Consider the following 20,699-nt stretch of genomic DNA (forward strand, 5'->3'; position numbering starts at 1 on the left):
TTCCCCTCACCGACACCTGGCAATAACTACCGCCAACAATCCCCACTTGAGTCCCAGAGGCAGCTTGAGTCTCCCGACCGCTAGCGATCCGCATTCGTCGTTTCAGACGACGAGCTGACCCAGTCCTATTCAGCACCAGGCAGGATCGTCGTTTTATTCGACGGTGTGGGTTCGTAGTCTTTCTCTTTTCCTTTCAGGTCCCTTTGCCAGGTTTCGTCGTTTGAAACGACGAGTCTGGGTTCAGCCCCTAAGGGGTGTGCCCGAGTTCTTCTTCGTCGTGTGATTCGACGGCGGGTGTTTAGAAGGGGATGTCGTCGGTGCCGGCATCTGTGTCGGTGTTGTCCGCGTCCTCGGCTTCGGCTTTGGCTTGGGCTTGCTGTTGTTGTTGGTAGTCGTCGAGTTCTTGTTTTAAGTGTTGGGCTTGCTCGCGGATGCGTTGGACCTGACCCCTGTTTGGTAGACACCTGATATCCAGCCCGGTTGGGTTGGGAAGAAAGGTAATCTACCACCATGCCTAGGTACTCCGAACAGTTCAAACGTGATGCTGTGGCCCTCTACGAAAACAATGAGGACCTCTCACTTCACGCGGCTTCAGCAGAGCTTGGAGTCAATCGTTCCTCACTTTATTCCTGGCTTAAGCAGTACGGCACCGGCAAGCGTGCCCGCACGAAGACCATGCGTGACAAGGCGAAGGCGACGACTGATTCTGAACGGATCCGCCAGCTAGAAAAAGAAGTCTCTAAGCTTCGTGAAGAACGCGACATCCTGCGCAAGGCCGCGAAATATTTTGCCGAAGAGACACGCTGGTAATCCGCTTCCAGTTTGTCGATGACCATCGAACCGAATACTCGGTCAAGCGGATGTGCCACGTGTTAAAGCTCAATCGCTCCTCGTTCTACAAATGGGCCAACACCCGCGAAAAACGCAGGTTAAAGACGTGTTCCGATGCCCTTATTGGTGCGAGAATCAAGACCATCTTCGATGATGAGCACGGGCTTTATGGTGCTAAACGCATCGCTGCAAGTCTCAACGACGATACGGACTTTCCTCCGATAAATCACAAGAAGGTCGCACGCATCATGAAATCCATGGGGCTGAAAGGCTTTACTAAACGCCGTCGATGCATCACCACCAGACGAAAGTTTGGCCACCGAGTCATGCCAGACTTAGTAGGCCGCAGATTCACAGCTGATAGGCCGAACCACGTCTACGTAGGCGATATCACCTACCTGCCGTGTAAGGGAGGCAAGAACATGTACCTGGCCACGGTCATCGACGTCTACTCGCGCAAACTTGTCGGCCATGCACTCGCCGATCACATGCGGGTATCGCTGGTTATCGAAGCTTTATCTCATGCAAGGAAAGTCCGCGGAAGCCTGAAAGGGGCAATTTTCCATTCTGATCACGGCAGTGTGTACACCTCACAAGCATTTAGGGACCACTGCACCCAGCTTGGTGTTCGCCAATCCATGGGAGCGGTGGGAACGAGTGCCGATAATGCCCTGGCAGAATCGTTTAACGCCACTCTAAAGCGTGAAGTTCTGCGTGATCGGAAAGTCTTTGACAATCCCATTACCTGCCGCCAAGAAGTCTTCCGATGGTGCATGCGCTACAACACGCACAGACGGCACTCCTGGTGCAATCTTCTAGCCCCCGATACCTTCGAAGCATTCACATCAGCTACACTGGCCCAAGCAGCATAGCTAACCCCCGACGTGTCTACTTTCCGGGGGTCAGGCCCGTTTTCTGGTGTTGGTGATGTGTTGGGCTACTGTTTGCGCCCAGCGTTTCTGCTTTGGCGCTAAGGGTCCATCGGCTTCGGTAATTGTCCAGGTGCCGTCTTCGTAGAGCCAGATGGCATCCCCGCTGTAGGGGTCCAGCAGGTATTTCAAGCTGCCATCGGTTTTCATGTTGTGATGGCTTTGGCATAAACACGCTAGGTTCTTCGGGTGGGTTGGCCCGCCTTCGGCCCAGTTGTGTCGGTGATCCAACTGGCTGAGAAAGGCAGGCTCGTCGCAGCCGCCGACCCGGCAGGTTCCGTCGCGTCCTTCGACAAGTTTGCGCATAATCAGGCCGGGTTGGTAGCCGTCGGCTTCTTTTATGTCTTCGGCTAAATCCCGAGTCTTATCATGCGGCATGGGCGTAGTCCGCCAGCCGAAGCCTTCAATAAAGGTTGGTGCGTTTTCAATATCGCGGGCTTGGTAGGTGTGTAGTATCACGGTGGTTGGTGGTTTGATTTCACCGGAAAGCAGTTTGATGACTGCCTCAGGGACAGTGATGTCTTCCTTGGCTGCGGTCTGGTGGATGAAGGCATCAAGTTTCATGCCGGTATCTTCCCCAACCTGCAGTTCCAGCCAGGCAGACGTACCGTTAGAAGAAAACCTGTAGGAGTCTTTAGGGCGGGTATCGCGATAGGCAATGGAATCATCCAGTGTTTTACATATATCGCGGACTTTGCGTCTGATTTGGCTACGCGTAGGAAAAGCTTGATTCGGTTTAGAAGGGGTAAAGAAGTCAGCCAGGATAGTGTCGATGAAGTCTAGGGTTTCACCGGTTAAGGCTGTCAGCGCTGACATGGGTTGATCAATAGCAATGAGGGATTCAATGTCGAGCAGGCAGTGGGTGTCTTGTATGGCTTTGACTTTTGGCAGACTCTCCAGGCGGTGGATAGCGCGCAGTCCGGATTTGATGTGACCTTCCGGCAGTGACCAGGCAGCCACCAGGGATAGTGCGGTGGTGTTGATATCGGCGTCAAGGCTGGGCATGGCCCCGACCCAGGTTTTATAGGTGGCTCTTCGTGCTTGAGCACGAGCCATCGCATGTGGATTATTAGGGTTGGTGGTGGAAAAGAAAAAGGTAGGCGGGCGTGTAGCAGTGGTGGTCATGGTATCTCCCCCGAGATAAACATGTATTAGAAGAAATGTTCTACACATGATCCTAGCGGCCTCCACCGAACATGGCTATAGCTAGTGGTGAATTCACGTCAAGTCGTTACTATAAACGGGGGTATCAACCCCAGGTTTAGACTGCACGTTCGACCTCACCCAGTGGAGAAGTCACCGACGAGGAATCTATTCGTAGCGCACGTCACCGCGCGCAATATCCTTGCGCCCGTGAACGAAGAAGTACACCACCGCGGCCACCACCATCAAAGCCGCCAGCGCCCAGTACATGGCGGAGTACCCGGTCGCGGAGATAACCTGCCCCAGCAGAATCGGACCGAAACCGATGCCTATGTCCAGCAACAAGAAGAAGGTTGAGATCCCCGCACCCATCTCGTGCATCGGCACCAGACGCACAGCGATAGCCTGGCCCGCTGGAAGGATAGAGCCATATCCGATGCCCACCAAGGCACCCGCAGCAATAATCTGCCAATCCGCACCAGCCGAAGCCAGAACAGCCAGACCAGCAATAAAGAAGACGAGTGAGGAGTAGATGATGATGTTGTCACCGCGGCGGTCCTGCAGCTTACCCAGCACAAAGCGCAGGACGAGGCTCACCACCGCATAAGCCAAGAAAAAGTAGCTAGCGCCCTTCTCCAGACCGGCGTGAGCGGAATAGCCATTCAGGAAGGTAATGATTCCGGTGTAGGCAACACCTACAAACAGGATAAAGACACCGAAGGGTGCCACCGCTGGGTGCACAATATTCCCCAGCGAGAAGGTCACGCTACGTTGCTCCTGCGCGGGCGCTTTGACGACGAGCCCCAGCCCCAGCGCCACCACCGTCAGCGTCAGCGCCACCAGAAACACGGAGTTATAGCCAGCATTGTGGACAATCGCCAGGCCTGCCGCCGGACCAAAAGCTGCAGCCAGCGTTGTCCCCAAGGCGAAGTACCCGGTTCCCTCAGCGCGGCGATGGTCCGGGATAACCGATTGCGCCACGGCCATCACAGCCGTCGACGCCACCGCATATCCGAAGCCGTGCACGATACGGACAGCAAACAGCAGTGGCAGAGACTGAGCTGGGAAATACAGCGCCATCGCCACAGCCACCACGATGAGGGAGATGACCAGCGAACGTTTCCGCCCAGCAGCATCCACAATGTAGCCCGAAAAGAGGCGAGCAATCGTCGCCCCCACCACGAAGGCGCTTGAGGCAAACCCGCCCGCCGTATCCGAAGCCTGGAACTGCTCGACTGCATAGAGAGCCATGATGGTCACGAGCAGATAGAAGACCGTAAACTGAGCGAAATTTACCAACCACGCAAACACAAATGTCGGCGTGATGAGGGGCTTGGATTCAGCGGACGTTTGAGACACCTTCTTCGACAGCGTATGGAATTAAGACTTCCACACGCTACCAAAGATCAGAGAGACTTTCGAATCCACTTCCACGCCTTGGACTGCGCTTGACGACGCCCCTATCCGAACAGTTTCCGCAGGTAGGACGAACCGAATTTCCACTCCGGATCCATCTTTTCGCGCAGCTCGCAGAACTCATCAAATCTTGTATAAAGTTGAGAAAAGTCGTTTCGGGACAGGGAGTTCATCTTGCCCCAGTGCGGGCGGCCACCGGCCGCGCGGAAGATCGGCTCCAGCTTGGGCATGTAGTCCCGCGGATTAAGCGCACGTGGAATGTGGAAGGCAATGTACATCGATTCGCGGCCCGATGCCGTTGACAGTGCAACGTCATCCGCGGCCGTCGTGCGCAGCTCCATCGGAAACCCGATGCGCCAGCCCTGTTCGTCGATGAAGCGACGGATTTCGCGGACGGTGGCGGGGCCGTCGGCAAGCGGCACCGCATACTCCATTTCGTGGAAGCGAACCCGGCGCGGGCTGACGAACACGTCGTGAGCAGCGGATCGGTAGCGGTTATTGGAAATGACCGAGGTAGCGAATTTGTTGAGCGTCGGGATCGTCCCCGGCACAAGACGCCCCAGCGCTAGGGCTGCGGCGAAGGCCCCATTGCCGATGAGTTCGTCGTCGATAAGCTGCTTAAGCCGCGAGCGGCGCTCCCCGTTCGGTTCGAGGCGCGTGTTGGCCTTGACCATCGCGCGGTCGGTGTGCGGGAACCAGTAGGACTCGAAGTGGTCGACGCCCCGAGAGAGCTCCTCCCAATTATCCATCAACTCATCGAAATCAATCCCTGATTCCTCCGCCAGCAGGTCGAAGGCATCCACGCACTGCATTTCGACTTCGACAACCACCCCGAGCGCGCCCACGCTGACGACCACGAGGCGAAGGAGTTCTGGGTCTTCGTCGATGGAATAGGTGTGGGTGTTGCCGTCGGCGTCGATAAGCGTCAGCCCCGTGACCGTCCCCGCAAAGCCCGTGTAATCGATGCCGGTACCGTGGGTCGAGGTCGAAATCGCGCCCGCCAGCGATTGCGGGTCAACATCACCCTGATTGGCCAGCGCCAACCCATAGGGACGCAGAAGGGCTGGGACATCACGTAACCGGGTCCCCGCCAGGAAACGAACGCGCTTGCGCTGCTTATCGACGCTCACCAGCCCACTCACGTGATCCAAATTGAGCATCGTCTCCTCCCCCGCCGCAATGGGAGTGAAAGAGTGACCAGCGCCCACAGCACGCACGCTGCGGGAGCGGCTGATGATATCTGGAATTTCGTCGATTCGGGATGGCTGCACAAACTCCTGTGGCTTCGTGGTGACCGATCCTGCCCAGTTGCTAAATGTGGTTGTCATCGGAGTGTCCATCCTTGTCCTCTATAGGTGTCCCATACATCAACGCCGTCGTGTCCGACGGCGAGGAGGCGGTCGACGTTTTCTGTCATTTCACCGGCCTTGGCGTGGCGGAACCACACCAGGTCCTCGACGTTCAGGTCGGCCCCGTGAAGCGGGGTTTGCACCTCACCAGCGCCCTCCGTGCTGGAGTAGCTCAACCCTTCCGGCCACACCGGAACCGGAACGCGATCCTTCGCGGGCGGCCCGGAGGCAATCCAACCTCCGGAGTTGACCGTGGCCCAGCCCGGCGCGGGAACGCGGGAGACCTGGCAAACGAAGAAGGCTGCCGCCTTGTGATTGATGCCGGTGAAGTCATCGAAGATGGCCGGTGTGTAAAAGCCGGAGCCCGCGGCAAGCTCGGTCAGAGTTCCCTCCGCCGCGGATTCCTGGAGGCTGCCCGTTCCCCCGCCGTTAACGAATTCGATGTCCGCAACCTCCCGCGCTGCCTCCACGCAGGCACGGCGGCGAGGGGCTAGGTCTGACATGGAGCGCGTGCGCAGCCAGCGCTTGACTGCTCCCACCGGCCCCGGCAAGCCATCGGCAACAGATGCCACCTGCCCTTCATAGGCCATGAGTCCTACCAGCCGATGACCACGGCGAATGATGTCCCGAGTAAGTTCCGTGACCTGTTCCGGTTCCCGTATGGGCGAGCGGCGCGGGCCCACAACTGCGCCCGGCAAATGAAGGGTGCAATCAATGTCGATGGCCACACGCAGGGATCCCTCAAGCAGGTCTAAGAGCTCGACGCTATCCACCATGACGGTGATAGCCTCGCGCGCCGTGTCATCTGTGGCGAGCTCACGCAAGGCTTTCCGGTTGACGCTCGGGTAGGCCACCACGATGTCGCGGAAGCCTTCTCCCACCAGATGGAGCGCTTCTGGAACGGAATACGCAAGGATGCCTTGGTAGCCCTCATGCTCGAGGGCACGGCGAAGTGCTGCCACGCTGCGGATTGACTTCGAGGCCACGCGGATGGGCAGTCCCCCAGAGCGGGCCGGCATCTGTGCAGCGTTGTAGTCGAATGCGGAGAGGTCGATAACACCTACGGGCGCCGGGCTTTCTCCAGATCTAATGAGCGGCTCAACCGCCGAGCGCACCTGGGCCTGTGGAATGGTCGCGAGGATTGGCATAGCGTCATCCTAACCACGAATAGTTTAGTTTGTGAGACAAATCTCGAAAATTCTATAGCGCGATTGCATATTTTTGGAACAATAGACCGCATGAAAACCTTCACGCAGACACGTCTTCCCCAGCGAGTGCTCAATTTCTTAGACACTTCCCCCGCCCGCGATGTCCGTGGCACGGGTGAGCAACACCAGGCTCACGCGCCGTTTAGTGGTGACGAGCTTTTTAGCTTCCCCGTTGCCACTGCAGTGGACGTCGAGAAGGCCGTAAATTATGCGCGCGCTGGCGTTGGCCAGGGTGACCGCGCCGCCATCCTGCTGCGCCTGCACGACCTCGTTCACGAGAATGAGGAGCTCATCCTCGACCTCATTCAGGCAGAAAACGGCAAGTCCCGCTCCCATGCCTATGACGAGCTTATGGATCTGTATAATTGCGCGCGCTTCTACGCGGTCAATATCCACAAAGCTTTCGGCGCTGACCGCCACCCCGGCGCGCTTCCCGTGCTGACTAAGACCCGCACCCAGCATTACCCACTGGGCGTGGTGGGGCTCATCTCTCCGTGGAACTATCCCCTGTCCCTCGGTGTTGGCGATGTTCTGGCAGCCCTCTCGGCTGGTAATGCCGTGGTACACAAGCCGGATTCTCAGACCACGCTGACGGCAATTCTGCTGAGGCGCCTAGCCATCGAGTCGGGTCTTCCGGAGGCTGCCTGGCAGCTGGTTCCCGGCCGCGGTGCGGAGGTGGGCGATGCCCTTGTTCCGCTGGTGGATGGCCTTTCCTTTACCGGTTCCACCAAGGCCGGCAAGTCCATCGCTACCCAGGCTGCGGGGCGCCTCATCCCCACCATGCTGGAGCTGGGTGGCAAGAACCCGATGCTGGTGCTTGACGACGCCCCCCTGAAATCCACCGCCCAAGGTGCCGTACGCACCGCATTCTCCTCCTCCGGGCAGTTGTGCATGTCCGCCGAGCGCGCCTATGTCCACGAGAGCATCTTCGAGGAGTTCCTCGCCGAACTCAAGAACGCGCTGGACCAGCAGGTGCTTGGTGCGGCCTTTTCCGACGCCGCCACCATCGGCTCGCTGACCTCGCAGCGCCAACTTGATGCCGTGGAAGCCCACGTCGAAGACGCCGTATCCAAGGGCGCCACCGTGGTCTACGGCGGAAAGGCCCGGCCGGACCTTGGGCCCTTCTTCTACGAGCCCACCGTGCTCACCGGAGTGACCCCAGACATGGATCTCCATGCCGCGGAGACCTTCGGCCCAGTGCTCGCTGTCTATCCGGTCAGCTCTGATGCCGAAGCCATCCAGCGCGCGAACGACACCTCCTACGGCCTATCCGCTTCCGTGTGGTCTGGGAATTCCCGCCGCGCCTGGAAGGTGGCATCCCAGCTGGAGGCCGGCATGGTCAATATCAACGAGGGCTTCGCCGCCGCCTATGGCTCCATCGCCGCACCCGGTGGCGGCGTCAAGGAGTCTGGCCTGAACCACCGCCACGGTATTACCGGCATGCGCCTGTGGGCCAACGAGCGCACCGTGGCCGAGCAGCGCCTGCACCCACTTGCTCCTTCGGAGTACATCTCCCCGGAGCGCTTCCGCCAGCTGGTCTCCACCGGCATGCAGCTGATGAAGACCTTCCGGCTCTAACCTAAACAGCCATGAAGGAACTTACCCGCGATGAACTTCTCGCTCGTCGGCTCATTGCTCAAGGCCTTGCACCATCGGCGGCGCGGCCGACTCTGGCGTCGGCCCTCGATGTTGCCGAGCATCTGCTCGCCCTCCAGGGCCAGACCTACGATGCCGGTATCAGAGCACTTGCTCTTCGCGCCGGCTGCGATGAGCAAAAGGTACTCGAAGACGTAGCACGCTTTCGCGTGGTGCGCTGTTGGCCGCAGCGCGGCACGCTGCACTTCATGCCGGCTGCCGACGTCCGCTGGATGTCCCGCCTTCTCTATCCACGAGTGGCTTCCAGCCAGAAATCTCGGCGTCCGAGTTTGAGGCTGAGCGAAGACATGGTGGCAGCCGCCTCGGAAGCGCTTCACAGCGCAGCGACCGAACCCCTGAGCCGCACGGAAGTCTACGAGATCTTCGCTGAAGCTGGTGTTGATCCCACTGAAGGCAGGGGCTCCCACCTACTCCGTGCCTTTGGTGGCGCCGGCGACCTCGTGCAGGGCCCGAAAGCTGGCAGCCAAGAGACTTTCCTCCACGTCGACGCGCTGCCTACCAAACAGCGCGAGCCGGAGGAACCGCTTGCTGAGCTGGCCCAGCGCTATGTCGAAGGACACGGGCCAGTATCCGCAGCCGACCTCCAAGCATGGTCCAAGCTCAGCAAGACTCAAGCCACCACAGCTTTGAAGTCGGCAGACGCTCGACACACTCGCCACGATGGCCAAGACTTTTGGATGGCCACTTGGCAGGAGGATGTCACATCTAGTGAGATCGAGAAGGCCCTAAAAATTCGCCTCGAGCTCCCCGCCTTTGATGAATACCTTCTGGGATATGCACACAAAGAATGGATCGTTCCTGATGAGATCCGCAATGATGTCCTGACCAGGAACGGCCTCAGCTGGCCGTGGGTCATGGAGGGCGGACGCGGGGTCGCTAGCCTGCGGTATGCGAGGTAATCTACAGCATGCGCAGGATGCGGCGATGAACCGTTCCGGCGGGTTCGACGTGGATGAAGACCTCAGCGCCGGGGAAAAGCTCATCAATGGCGTCCTCGATGCGGTCGGCGATGGTGTGCGAGTGCAACACCGTCCACTCGCCGGGCACGTCCATCGTAAGGTACACAAGGCGCTGGCGCCCCGCTGCTACTGTGCGGCGCGAGGTAAAAGAGACCTGGTGGTGGTCCTCCAGCTCATTGAGTAGCGCATCCAGCTGTGCATGTTCTTCCTTGGGCAAGGATTCCGACAAAAGGGAGCTCAAGGATTCCTTGAGCAGCTTGTACCCGGTCCATAAGATATTGATACCGACTGCCAGCGCGATGACGGGGTCCAACCACAGCCAGCCTGTCAACGCCACTGCCCCGATGCCGACGATGACGCCGACGGAGGTCCAGACGTCGGTAAGCAGATGCTGACCATCCGCCTGCAGGGTAGAAGAACGGTAATGCTTGCCGGCACGCACGAGCAGCAGACCGACCACCAAATTAATGAGAGCTGCTACTACTGACAGCAGCAAACCCACGCTCGGTTGTTCAAGCGGCAGCGGGTGCAAGAAGCGGCGAATGGCCGTGTAGATGATCATCGCGGCCGCGACGAAAATCATCGCGCCTTCCACCAGTGCGGAAACATATTCAGCTTTGCCATGACCAAATTGGTGGTTCGCATCCGCGGGCTTGGCGGCAATCCTGATGGCTATGAATCCCACAACGGCAGCAACGAGGTTCACACCGGATTCGAGGGCATCCGAAAGGAAACCTACCGACCCCGTCACAGCGGCAGCGACAACCTTGAGCGCGATCGTGGCCACCGCAGTGGCGATAGAGAGCTTCATGAAACGCTCTAGGATCGTTTGCTCGGTGCTAAGAGAAGACACGCTAAAGACTCCTTCGGTTCGGGCGCGGACCGAAGGTCTCGTTCACGCCGCAGGCCGTGCAGGCGCTGGCTGGCCGGGCGGAAAGCCAGGATGTCGACCAGGCATCTCGGAAAGTATCCGAGGGAACTACTCCCCTTCAGGAATACCTAACCTTATAGCGAGCTCCCAGCGGACGCAAGGCGTGAAAAGCCGCGGGTGAGCCACCCGCGGCTATGCTAAGCAACTGATTTAGTGCTGGCCCTCAGCGAATTCCTCGACCAACTTAGCGTTGAACGCTGGCAGATCGTCAGGGGTACGGGAGGACACCAGACCCTGGTCGCAATGAACCTCTTCATCCACCCAAGTAGCACCCGCGTTACGCAGGTCGGTCTTAAGGCTAGGGAAAGAAGTAAGGGTGCGCCCCTTAAGCACATCGGCATCGGTCAGAATCCACGCACCGTGGCAAATAACGCCCAGCGGAAGGTCCTTGGTGACGTGATTGCGCACGATTTCCACGGCAGACTTGTCTAGGCGGAGCATATCCGCGTTACCGGTACCGCCAGGCAAAATAATGCCATCGAATGCCTCGCCAGTGGATTCGGCGGTGGTGGCATCAACATCAATTTCGGTTCCATTCTTGCCGGTAATCTTGCCTGCCTCCGGGGCGAGTACTCGTACGGTAGCGCCGACGTTCTTGACGGCCTCCAGCGGAGAAGTCAGCTCGGAGTCCTCGAAACCATCGGTAGCGACGATTGCAATAGTCTTATTATCTAGTTCAGCCATGATGCGACCTCCTTCTATTGAGTGCGGCGCCCAGGCTAACGCGATACTAGTGATTTCGCTACCGCCGTGGAGGACTCCAAACAACGATTCGCCTTTACCGTGGGCTCAGATAAGCGTAGGCCGCGGCGATGAGTGTCTGCGTCGCAGTGGTCAGCGTCGGCTGCAGCTCCGGCGCAAAGCGCGGGTTGTGGTTGGGAATTGATGCGCCATCGGTACGCCCGCCAAACCCCCAGAAACAATAGGGAGTGCCGAAGGCATCGGGGATGCGAGAGAAATCCTCCGAGGCGGTCCACGGCTCCATGCCGAGAACGTTGTCGCTACCCAAGACGTCGATAAGCTGCGCGCGTACCTTTGTGGTCACGTCTTCATCGTTGACGGTAAGGGGGTAATTATCACTCTGCACAAACTCTGGCTCGCACGGGGACATCGCTGCCTGGCACTCGGCTTCGACGATGCGGCGGATAGCCTCAACGATTTGTGCTCGAACGTCCTCGTCATAAGCACGAATGTTAATGCGCAGGGTGGCCGAGTCCGGGATGATATTGGCCTTTGATCCCGCCTGCAGCGCGCCAACGGTCAGTACGGCGAACTGGTGCGGATCGATCTCACGGGAGACAATGGTTTGCAACCGCAAAATGATGGAGCTGACCAGCACCACCGGATCAACGCTGAGGTGCGGCATCGAGCCGTGAGAACCGTGGCCATAAACGGTGACGGTAAGTGAGGTCGCTGTAGACAAGACCGGTCCGGGTGCAATCAGTACGCTGCCAGCGGGGGCATTCTTATCAATGAAGATGTGCTGGCCAAAAGCCACATCGGGCGTGGGGACTTTATCGGTGAGGCCCGCGTCCACCATGGACTGCGCGCCCTCAGCGGTCTCTTCACCCGGCTGGAAAAGGGCGATGAAGGTACCGGACCACGCTTCAGTGGAATTCGCCAGCGCCTCCGTGGCACCCAGCAAGGCGGTCACATGGGTGTCGTGGCCGCAGGCATGCATAGCCTCGCCCGTAGCGGAATAGTCCAGGCCAGTGTCCTCTGTGATGGGCAGACCGTCGAAATCGGCACGCTCCAAAACGGTCGCTCCTTCGCCGTTGCGGAGGATGCCGACTACTCCCCCGCCGAATTCCAGCACCTCAACTCCTGGAAACTCCTGGAGCTTATCCGCGATAACACCGCGGGTGCGCTCCTCCTCCATGCTGAGCTCAGGATGCTGGTGCAAATCCTTGTAGAGGGCTTCCTGCCACTGCGTGGCCCCTGCTGCGCGATCTAGGATGTGGGCGATACTCATGCCCACAGCCTACGCGCTATGAGCGCACGAATTAGCCGCCGATCTTGAAATCGCAGACGTCGCCGTCCTGCATGATGTACTCCTTGCCTTCCTGGCGGACTTTGCCCGCATTGCGGGCTTCTGCCATGGAGCCAGCGGCGTCCAGGTCATCGAAGGAGACGATTTCGGCCTTAATGAACTTCTTCTCAAAGTCGGTGTGGATAACACCCGCAGCCTGCGGTGCAGCGGAGCCCTGCTTGATGGTCCATGCGCGGGCTTCCTTCGGGCCTGCGGTCAGGTAGGTCTGCAGGCCGAGGGTGGCGAAGCCGGCCTTGGCCAACGTCGCCAAGCCAGGCTCTTCCTGGCCCACCGACTCGAGCAGTTCCAGTGCCTCCGCTTCATCGAGCTCAAGGAGGTCGGTTTCGGTCTGGGCATCGAGGAAGACGCATTCCGCAGGAGCCACGAGCTGGCGCAGCTCCTCCTTCTTGGCGTCATCGGTGAGCACGGCCTCATCCGAGTTGAAGACATAGAGGAAGGGCTTCGCGGTCATGAGGTGCAGCTCGCACAGGAGAGACAGGTCGATCTCGTTGCTCTTGGAAGCAGCAAAGAGGGTGCGGTCATCCTCCAAGATGGCCTGCGCCTTCTTGGTCTCTTCAACGGTCTCGGCTAAATCCTTGTTCTTGCGGGCTTCCTTTTCCAAGCGCGGCAGAGCCTTCTCGATGGTCTGCAGGTCCGCGAGGATGAGCTCCGTATTGATGACAGAAATATCGTGTGCCGGGTTGACCTCACCGTCGACGTGGATGACGTTCTCATCAGCGAAGGCACGCACTACCTGGCAAATGGCATCAGCTTCACGAATATTGGCGAGGAAGGCGTTACCCATTCCCTCGCCCTTGGAAGCGCCCTCAACGATGCCGGCGATGTCCACGAAGGACACGGTGGCCGGAAGGATACGTTCGGAGCTGAAGATTTCCGCAAGGCGGTTCAGGCGGGAATCGGGAAGCTCAACGAGACCGACATTGGGCTCAATGGTGGCAAACGGGTAATTCGCCGCCAAGATGTCGGAACGGGTCAGGGCATTAAACAAAGTGGACTTGCCCACGTTGGGCAGGCCGACGATTCCAAGTGTAAGACTCACGGGGCCAATCCTAACGCACCCCGAATCTTTTGAGGCAAGATGGTGGGGTGAGTTCTGATCAGCCATCCCCCAACGCCTCTTCCTCTGAGTTCGCCGCCGCGGAGGCAGCGCTCGGCGGGCGTTTCGATGACTCCGTCGATGCTGCTTCACTGAACGCTGTCTCTCCGCACCCGCCCGGCAACCAGGTGGATCGCTCTGTGGTGGTCGGCGAGGTCATCAAGTCCACATCGCTGTGGGCACTGCGCCTGACCATCATTGGGATATTCCTTTATGCCTCCTTCCGCATGCTGGGCAACTTCTGGCGCGGCATCCTTCCCGTCCTCATCGCGCTGATTATTTGCACTGTGCTTGCTCCCATTGCGAGCGCCATGCGGCGCAAGAAACTGCCCTCAGCCCTCGCTGCGGCAGTGACCATTCTGGTTTCTTTTACTGCGGTAGGCACCCTCTTTATGTTCATCGCACCGGACTTCGCGCGGCAGTCCCAGACGCTATATCTGCAGACTGTAGAAGGAATTCAGCGCTTGCAGCTATGGGCACAGGGCCCTCCGCTCAACCTCGACGCGGATGAGATCGGCGGCTATATCGATGAAATCGCCCTGTGGCTACAGCGCCAAGCAGGGTCCATCGCGGGCTCGGTATTCACGGGCATTGGCACGGCGACCTCCATCGTGGTCACGCTCTTCATCATCGTGGTACTGACCTTCTTCTTCCTTAAGGACGGCCACAACTTCCTGCCCTGGCTGCGCCAGGCCACCGGCCGCCGGACCGGCTGGCACCTCACCGAGCTGCTGACCCGAGTGTGGAGCACGTTGGGCGGTTTCGTGCGGGCACAAGCGGTGGTCTCGCTTGTCGACGCCATCTTCATCGGCCTCGGCCTCGCCCTCATCGGTGTGCCTTTGGCCATGGCGCTTGCCATTATCACGTTCATCGCCGGTTTCATCCCCTTTGTGGGCGCAATCGTGGCCGGCGCACTATCCGTGACCATCGCGCTAGTGTCCTTGGGTTTCACCAAGGCGCTGCTCGTGCTGGGCCTGGTACTGCTGGTCCAACAGCTTGAGGGCAACGTGCTGTCCCCGTGGCTGCAGTCGAAAGCCATGAACTTGCACCCGGTTATCGTGTTGATTTCCGTGACCGTGGGTTCCGCGCTCTTTGGCCTCATCGGTGGTTTCCTCGCCGTCCCAGCCGCAGCGACCATCGCGGTGGTCTACCGCTATTTCCAGGACATGATGATGCTCCAATCGGGCGAGAGAACTGCCGAGGACTTGGAGTTTTCGACCGTCGCTGGATTCCTCATCGGGCGCTACACGCAGCAACAGGGTGATCACAAGCGCGAGCAATGGCTGTCCATCCCCGACCACGCCGCACCCGAAGGCGCAGCCGAAGACGTCGCCCACAACGGCACGAGCCCTCTGGACCAAAAGATCGACGCGAATGTCGACGTTGATGCGGATTTCAGTGAGCGCGATGGAGGAGCACGAGCGGGGATCAAGCGCGCAATTGGCGCTCTCGAACAGATGTTGCACTCAAAGGATAAGGACTAATTCTTCATGTCCGGGGCGCATGCCATGATGACAGGCATGACGTCTTCCCTACCCATAGTGCTCCTATTCCTCGGCCTCATCATTGGGGCCGCATTGGGCTGGCTAGCCCGCGCTTATTCAGCGCAGTCCGCCCAGCCCTCAGAGGAGCATCGCGCCCTGCAAGAGTCCCAGCGTCGCCAAGCAGAGCTCGCTCCGCTGGAGAAAGCCATGGACCGTCTAGGGCTACAGCTCCAGGAAATTGAGGAAGATCGAGCGACCTCACTCGCAGCACTCAGCAGCCAGGTCCAGGCTGTAACTCGGACCTCAACACGCCTGTCTGATCGAACGGACAAGCTGGTCGGCGCGCTGCGTTCCCCCAATGTCCGCGGGCGGTGGGGCGAGGTACAACTAGAGCGCGTCGTTGAGCTCGGCGGCATGCGCAAACACGTGGACTTTGATTCCCAAGTCAGCGCCCGCATCAACGGATCGCTGGTACGCCCTGATCTGGTCATTCACTTGGCAGGAGGGCGCAGCATTGTCGTGGATGCAAAGGTGCCACTGAGCGCCTACCTCGACGCAATGGAGACCGAGGACCCAGAGGAGCGGGCAGGCTATCTTCGCCGCCACGCGCACCTCATGCGTTCCCACGTGCAGGCACTGGCGTCGAAGGACTATATCGAGGCCTTCTCCCCCACGCCACAGTTTGTCATCCTCTTTGTCCCCGCCGATACTTTCGTCGACGCTGCCCTGTCTATCGACGCCGAATTGCTGGAATTCGCCTTCGAGCGCAACGTCGTCATCGCCACCCCAAGCACCCTCTTTGCTCTCCTGCGCACCGTCGCGGTGAGCTGGCAGCACGAGGAGATCTCCAATAAGGCCCGCGAAGTCCAGCGTTTGGGTCGCGAGCTTTATACGCGCTTGAATACTCTTAACGAGCACTACGACAAGGTGGGCCGCGGACTCGAGCGGGCAGTGGAAGCCTATAACGCAAGCTTGGCCAGTTTGGATTCTCGCGTCGGGGTTACGGCGCGGCGGCTTAAGGAGCTAGATGTCCCAGCCCGCGTTGACCGGCTGCCGGTGGAGCCGCGCAGCGTCGGTTCTTGGCCGCGGCGCGCCCAGAATGAATAACGTTTTGGTCACCAATCCCGGTAAGCTTTCTGGGCGTGTCTGTAGCCAAAAATCGTCGCCGCCCTCGCCGCCGCGGGATGCCGCTTAGCCGAGCACTCCTCGTCGCGCTCGTCGTTACGCTTGTGGCCTTGGCGGTCTCCGGCGTTCTGGGCAGCGTGGGGCTGCCCTTCGCTCTGATTTTTGGACTCGGTTCGCTGGCTGTCACCTGGTTGGTGGAAACTCGCGGCCTCTACATGACGGTAATTTCCCTGCCGCTGCTGTACGCATTAGGAACCGTGGGCGGCGGGTTCCTCAATTCCACCGCTGGATTGCCGGAAGGTGCCTCGCCCTTTTCCAAAACCGCGATTCTCACCACGGCTTTCCCACTACTGCAGCATTTCCCGGTGCTCATCGTTACGGTTGTGGCCTGCGCGCTGCTCGCAGTTCTACGCCTGTGGCGCAGCGATAGCCACGCGAAGAACCTTAAGGCTGAAGCTCAAGAAAAGCGCCGCGCTGACGCGGCTTCTGACCGTCGGAACCGCTCCGAGCGCCTGTCCGTAGCAGAACTGCTTGCCCGTGAAAATACGAGCTCGGGCCGAGTCCGTGAGCGCGACCGCGAAGAACGCCGCCGGCTTCAAGCCGAAGAACGCGCGAAGCGCCGACAGGCTTCCCCCGAGGCGGATGAGCGGGAGGACTTCCGTCGCGCCGCCGCTGAGTCGGCAGAGAAGGCGCGGCGTGCACGGGAGCGCTCCCAGCGGTCCTCCCAGCCGCTGGAAGAAAATCTCTACGACGAGGATTAACGCGCAGTACGTGCCGGACGCAGTTCGCGTGGCAGGGAGAAAGTGATGGTCTCCGTGGACGTCGTCACCTGTTCAACATCGTTGTAGCCGCGCTCATCCAGAAACTCCAGCACTTCACGGACCAGCAACTCAGGCACGGACGCACCACAGGTCACGCCTACAGTGTTCACGCCTTCCAGCCAGGTCTCGTCGATCTCCGAGGCAAAGTCCACCAGATGTGAAGTCTTAGAGCCCGCCTCCAAAGCAACCTCGACGAGGCGCTTGGAGTTCGAGGAGTTCTCGGAGCCCACAACAATCATGAGATCGCATTTCGGAGCAATGGCCTTGACCGACTCCTGGCGATTCTGCGTGGCATAGCAAATGTCATCTGATGGCGGGTTCTCCAAGTGCGGGAAGCGCTCGCGCAGCTTGTTGACGATCTGGATGGTTTCATCCACCGACAAGGTGGTTTGGGACAGCCAGATGAGCTTTTCCTCATGCAGGAAATCGGGCAGCTTGTCGACGCCCTCCAAGCCATCCACCAAGTGGGTAACGTCCGGGGCCTCACCGGCGGTGCCTTCGACCTCTTCGTGCCCCTCGTGGCCGACAAGGAGGATCTGGTAGCCATCTCGCTCAAAGCGCTGGGCCTCCTTGTGGACCTTGGTCACCAGCGGGCAGGTGGCGTCGAGCGTGAGCTGCTTGCGCTCTTGTGCCTCCTTGCGCACGCTCGGCGCGATGCCGTGTGCAGAGAACACGAGATGAGCGCCTTCGGGGGCTTCGGAAGCCTCTTCCACAAAGATGACACCACGCTTAGCCAGGGATTCAACAACGAATCGGTTGTGCACAATCTGCTTGCGCACGTAGATAGGGGCGCCGTACTTCTCCAACGCCTTTTCCACTGTCTCAACAGCACGGTCCACGCCGGCACAGTAGCCGCGGGGAGCCGCCAGGAGCACCTTCTTTGCAGTTTCAGTCATGGCACCCACAGTATCGAAAGTCGGGCACATACTGTAGTTTCTGCCCACCCGGCTTGGCTGGTGACACCGGATGTCCGGCGCGCCTCCTAGACTGAGCCATACACTGTTCGGAACAGACCCCACCGAGAAGACCGCTCAAGAGAAAGGACTGCGCGTGAACCAACCGGCCAATTCCGCGGAGACACCGTGGCCCGTCGGCAAGGTCAATGACCAAGTCAAAGGCTGGATCGAGCGCCTCGGCTTCCTCTGGGTGGAGGGGCAAATTACCCAGTTGAACATGAAGCCGACGTGGAAGCTCTCCTATATCACGTTGCGTGACGTCGAGCAGGAAAAGTCTGTTCAGTTGACGTGCAACACCTCGCTCATCCGCAATGCTCCCTCACCGCTCAAAGATGGCGACCGCGTCGTGGTGTACGGCAAGCCTGCCTTCTACGCTGGGCGCGGAAGCTTTTCCCTATGGGTGACCGAGATCCGCCACGTCGGCATCGGCGATCTCCTCGCTCGGGTGGAAATGTTGCGGCAGAAGCTGCGCCAGGAAGGCCTGTGTGATCCCTCGCGCAAGTTGCCGCTTCCCTACCTGCCCAAGAAAATCGGCCTCATCACCGGCCGCGGCTCCCACGCCGAGCGCGATGTCCTGTCCGTGGCACAGGACCGCTGGCCGGCGGTCCAGTTCAACGTCATCAATACTGCAGTGCAGGGCGCCACGGCTGTTACCCAGGTGATTGACGCTCTGCGGACCCTCGACGCGGACCCAGACGTAGATGTCATCATCGTTGCTCGCGGCGGCGGTTCAGTGGAGGATCTCCTCCCCTTCTCCGAGGAGGCGCTGCAGCGCGCCGTTGCGGAGGCCCGCACCCCTGTCGTTTCCGCCATCGGCCACGAACCGGATCACCCGGTTCTTGATGATGTCGCCGATCTCCGCGCCGCCACCCCCACCGATGCGGCCAAACGTGTCGTGCCCTCCGCCGCCGAGGAATACGCGCTGATCTCCGAAGCACGCTCGCGCATGGCGGCAGCGCTGCGCGGCTGGGTGGACCGAGAGCGCCGCGGACTCGAAAACATCCGCTCCCGCCCGGTTCTTGCAGATCCGATGGTGCCTATCACCGCACGCCGCGAGGAGCTGGAGCGAAATCTCGCGCTGATCCGCCGGGTAATGAGCCACCAGCTGGACCGCGAAACTAACCAGGTAGCCTCATTGCGTGCTCGGGTCTCCGCCTTAGGTCCCTCGGCCACCCTCGAACGCGGCTATGCCATCGTGCAGGTCCTTCCGCGCGATGGGAGCGGTCCGGAGGTCGTCACGAGCTACACGCAATCACCACCGGGTTCGCAGCTGCGTATACGTGTGGGCGATGGCTCGATCACCGCTGCTGCAATGGCTTCTCAAGCCGCAGACTAAACAGAACACTTAATAGTTAAGACGGAACATAAAAGAGAAAGAAGATACTTCACCTCATGACTGACACGATTGGCGCCGGCCAGCCCGGCCAGGATGCATTCCCGCCGGTGGAAGAGCTGAGCTATGAGCAGGCTCGTGATGAGCTCATTGAAACAGTGAAAATCCTCGAGCTAGGACAGATGGGATTGGATGAATCCCTCAAGTACTGGGAGCGCGGCGAGGCCCTAGCTAAAGCCTGCGAGGCGCACCTCGACGGTGCCTCGAAGCGCGTAGAGGAGGCCCTCCGAAAGAACGCAGAGGGCACCGATAGTGCAGCTCACAACGAAGAAGCAGGAGAAGACTAAATGAAGATTTACGGCTACCCGGGAGATCGCGTGGACTTCGTCTCCAAGTCAGGCGGAGCAGGGTCCATGGTTTTTGGTGACTCCCGCCAGCTCGCCGAAGAATTCTTCGGTACCCCGCACACCGCGAACGATGAAGAGATTGGCTATTTCTCTGACTCCATTGTGCTGCGCTTTAGCGAAAATAAGCTCAGCGAAATCGCTGTCTTCCCCGGCAAGTCCCTCCATGAGAAGGTAGATGTCTACCTCGGCAAGACGCGCTTGAGCGGCCTCGATCCAGAGTCCCTCACCAGCGCCGCTGGAGATTCGGTCGAGGTGGAATGGGACGGAACCACACTGCAGAGCGTAACCTTCCGTTAATCAGCGGAACCTAGTCGCTGATGACGCTTCCATCCTCAGCGATCTGGAGTGGCTCGGCCTCAGCAAATGCGGTCAGGGCCGCTTCATAGTCGGCATCGGAGGCAGAGCCGGTGAGGACGAGGCGGGCATCACCCAAGTCGGTAATCCACAGCGGGCGCACGTCTTTGTCATCGCTACTGAGAATTTCCACGTCCTGGCCCGCTACCTCGCGCCGCTCGGAGTTGGCACGGTAATTGGAGTCATAAGCCCCGGGGACATCGCCAAGCGCCAACTGCGTCTGTGCTGACTCGACATAGCCCTCGTTGGCCGTCAGCCAACTCACCACGGCACCAGATTCGCCGCCCATCTGCTTGCGCCGCGCCGCGGTGGGCTGCCAGCCCTCCGGCATATCCGGCTCCCTAATGACAGCCCCGCTGCCGCGCGCTTCCATTTCCAGGAAGGTGGCCGCATCCACGTTCTGCACGGGTCCCGTCTTCTCCGGATTAATTGAGCACAGCCCCGTAGCTCCGACCGCGAGGAACATCATGATGAGGATGACGCCCACCGTCAGGGTGATATCGCGCGCGTCCTCAAAAATCTTTGGTTTATCTTCAGATGCCACTCGCCTAGTATGTCACGCCTGCTCCACCACATGCGACAGCGACCTCCTACCTGCCCTTTTGGCAGTAAGCACCCCCACATCCCACTTCTGGGGGAGGCATTCGGGCT

At 59.6% G+C, this 20,699-nt stretch carries 19 protein-coding genes; 9 read left to right on the forward strand and 10 right to left on the reverse strand.

Translation table 11 applies throughout. From position 1 onward, the window contains the following. Nucleotides 1-510: 510 nt before the first annotated feature. Nucleotides 511-1,703, forward strand: a protein-coding gene (locus ABZS45_RS05820) for an IS3 family transposase (protein ID WP_412099203.1) whose coding sequence is annotated in 2 segments (ribosomal slippage) — nucleotides 511-793 and nucleotides 793-1,703 — 1,194 coding nt in all. Because the reading frame shifts where the segments join, the coding sequence is not laid out codon by codon here. A gap of 30 nt (nucleotides 1,704-1,733) precedes the next feature. Here the strand turns inward: ABZS45_RS05820 and ABZS45_RS05825 are convergent. The 4 genes from ABZS45_RS05825 to ABZS45_RS05840 all read right to left on the reverse strand — a co-directional run bounded on the left by ABZS45_RS05825 (nucleotide 1,734) and on the right by ABZS45_RS05840 (nucleotide 6,816). Continuing rightward, a complete protein-coding gene (locus ABZS45_RS05825) occupies nucleotides 1,734-2,885 on the reverse strand; it encodes an HNH endonuclease signature motif containing protein (RefSeq protein WP_412101026.1) in 1,152 nt (383 codons plus the stop codon). Between the two features lie 186 nt (nucleotides 2,886-3,071). After that, nucleotides 3,072-4,262 carry an MFS transporter gene (locus tag ABZS45_RS05830; protein ID WP_412101027.1) on the reverse strand — a complete coding sequence of 397 codons (1,191 nt, stop codon included), beginning with the start codon at nucleotides 4,260-4,262 and terminating at the stop codon, nucleotides 3,072-3,074. Between the two features lie 101 nt (nucleotides 4,263-4,363). Next, entirely contained in the window at nucleotides 4,364-5,647 is a 1,284-nt protein-coding gene (locus ABZS45_RS05835; RefSeq protein ID WP_412101028.1) for a D-arabinono-1,4-lactone oxidase, read from the reverse strand. Then, nucleotides 5,644-6,816 carry an amino acid deaminase/aldolase gene (locus ABZS45_RS05840; protein ID WP_412101029.1) on the reverse strand — a complete coding sequence of 391 codons (1,173 nt, stop codon included), beginning with the start codon at nucleotides 6,814-6,816 and terminating at the stop codon, nucleotides 5,644-5,646. The genes ABZS45_RS05835 and ABZS45_RS05840 overlap by 4 nt, the downstream gene beginning before the upstream one ends. Nucleotides 6,817-6,906: 90 nt before the next feature. On the opposite strand from ABZS45_RS05840, the gene ABZS45_RS05845 reads away from it, so the two are divergent. Beyond that, the gene (locus tag ABZS45_RS05845; protein ID WP_412101030.1) at nucleotides 6,907-8,454 is read left to right on the forward strand and encodes a succinic semialdehyde dehydrogenase; all 1,548 of its coding nucleotides are present in this window, start codon (nucleotides 6,907-6,909) and stop codon (nucleotides 8,452-8,454) included. An 11-nt stretch (nucleotides 8,455-8,465) separates the two neighbouring features. Next, nucleotides 8,466-9,431, forward strand: coding sequence for a winged helix DNA-binding domain-containing protein (locus tag ABZS45_RS05850; RefSeq protein ID WP_412101031.1), 966 nt, complete (start codon nucleotides 8,466-8,468; stop codon nucleotides 9,429-9,431). A gap of 1 nt (nucleotide 9,432) precedes the next feature. Here the strand turns inward: ABZS45_RS05850 and ABZS45_RS05855 are convergent, their stop codons facing one another. From ABZS45_RS05855 to ychF, 4 genes are all read right to left on the reverse strand, one after another. After that, the gene (locus tag ABZS45_RS05855; protein WP_412101032.1) at nucleotides 9,433-10,344 is read right to left on the reverse strand and encodes a cation diffusion facilitator family transporter; all 912 of its coding nucleotides are present in this window, start codon (nucleotides 10,342-10,344) and stop codon (nucleotides 9,433-9,435) included. 228 nt (nucleotides 10,345-10,572) lie between these two features. Beyond that, nucleotides 10,573-11,106, reverse strand: a complete 534-nt coding sequence (locus ABZS45_RS05860) for a type 1 glutamine amidotransferase domain-containing protein (RefSeq protein WP_412101033.1) — start codon at nucleotides 11,104-11,106, stop codon at nucleotides 10,573-10,575. Nucleotides 11,107-11,200: 94 nt separating this feature from the next. Continuing rightward, the gene (locus tag ABZS45_RS05865; RefSeq protein ID WP_412101034.1) at nucleotides 11,201-12,394 is read right to left on the reverse strand and encodes an amidohydrolase; all 1,194 of its coding nucleotides are present in this window, start codon (nucleotides 12,392-12,394) and stop codon (nucleotides 11,201-11,203) included. A 31-nt stretch (nucleotides 12,395-12,425) separates the two neighbouring features. Then, nucleotides 12,426-13,511 (reverse strand): redox-regulated ATPase YchF, encoded by a 1,086-nt coding sequence (gene ychF / locus ABZS45_RS05870; protein ID WP_412101035.1) that lies wholly within the window; start codon nucleotides 13,509-13,511, stop codon nucleotides 12,426-12,428. 47 nt (nucleotides 13,512-13,558) lie between these two features. On the opposite strand from ychF, the gene ABZS45_RS05875 reads away from it, so the two are divergent. The 3 genes from ABZS45_RS05875 to ABZS45_RS05885 are packed head-to-tail and all read left to right on the forward strand — an operon-like array spanning nucleotide 13,559 to nucleotide 16,938. After that, entirely contained in the window at nucleotides 13,559-15,052 is a 1,494-nt protein-coding gene (locus tag ABZS45_RS05875) for an AI-2E family transporter (protein ID WP_412101036.1), read from the forward strand. A 36-nt stretch (nucleotides 15,053-15,088) separates the two neighbouring features. Beyond that, entirely contained in the window at nucleotides 15,089-16,159 is a 1,071-nt protein-coding gene (locus tag ABZS45_RS05880; protein WP_412101037.1) for a DNA recombination protein RmuC, read from the forward strand. Nucleotides 16,160-16,194: 35 nt separating this feature from the next. After that, the gene (locus ABZS45_RS05885) at nucleotides 16,195-16,938 is read left to right on the forward strand and encodes a DUF6542 domain-containing protein (RefSeq protein WP_412101038.1); all 744 of its coding nucleotides are present in this window, start codon (nucleotides 16,195-16,197) and stop codon (nucleotides 16,936-16,938) included. Here ABZS45_RS05885 and ABZS45_RS05890 read toward each other — a convergent pair. Beyond that, nucleotides 16,935-17,894 carry a 4-hydroxy-3-methylbut-2-enyl diphosphate reductase gene (locus ABZS45_RS05890; RefSeq protein WP_412101039.1) on the reverse strand — a complete coding sequence of 320 codons (960 nt, stop codon included), beginning with the start codon at nucleotides 17,892-17,894 and terminating at the stop codon, nucleotides 16,935-16,937. The two genes, ABZS45_RS05885 and ABZS45_RS05890, sit on opposite strands and share 4 nt — an antisense overlap. Before the next feature lie 154 nt (nucleotides 17,895-18,048). On the opposite strand from ABZS45_RS05890, the gene xseA reads away from it, so the two are divergent. From xseA to ABZS45_RS05905, 3 genes are read left to right on the forward strand one after another with little or no spacing between them, the layout of a single operon-like run. Further along, entirely contained in the window at nucleotides 18,049-19,290 is a 1,242-nt protein-coding gene (gene xseA, locus ABZS45_RS05895; RefSeq protein WP_412101040.1) for an exodeoxyribonuclease VII large subunit, read from the forward strand. A gap of 56 nt (nucleotides 19,291-19,346) precedes the next feature. Further along, nucleotides 19,347-19,634 (forward strand): exodeoxyribonuclease VII small subunit, encoded by a 288-nt coding sequence (locus ABZS45_RS05900; protein ID WP_010187330.1) that lies wholly within the window; start codon nucleotides 19,347-19,349, stop codon nucleotides 19,632-19,634. Then, entirely contained in the window at nucleotides 19,635-19,991 is a 357-nt protein-coding gene (locus ABZS45_RS05905; RefSeq protein ID WP_412101041.1) for a hypothetical protein, read from the forward strand. 10 nt (nucleotides 19,992-20,001) lie between these two features. Here the strand turns inward: ABZS45_RS05905 and ABZS45_RS05910 are convergent, their stop codons facing one another. Next, nucleotides 20,002-20,592, reverse strand: a complete 591-nt coding sequence (locus ABZS45_RS05910) for a DUF4245 domain-containing protein (protein ID WP_412101042.1) — start codon at nucleotides 20,590-20,592, stop codon at nucleotides 20,002-20,004. Nucleotides 20,593-20,699: the final 107 nt, after the last annotated feature.

Source organism: Corynebacterium aurimucosum, from assembly GCF_046895345.1.
Taxonomy (GTDB): domain Bacteria; phylum Actinomycetota; class Actinomycetes; order Mycobacteriales; family Mycobacteriaceae; genus Corynebacterium; species Corynebacterium aurimucosum_G.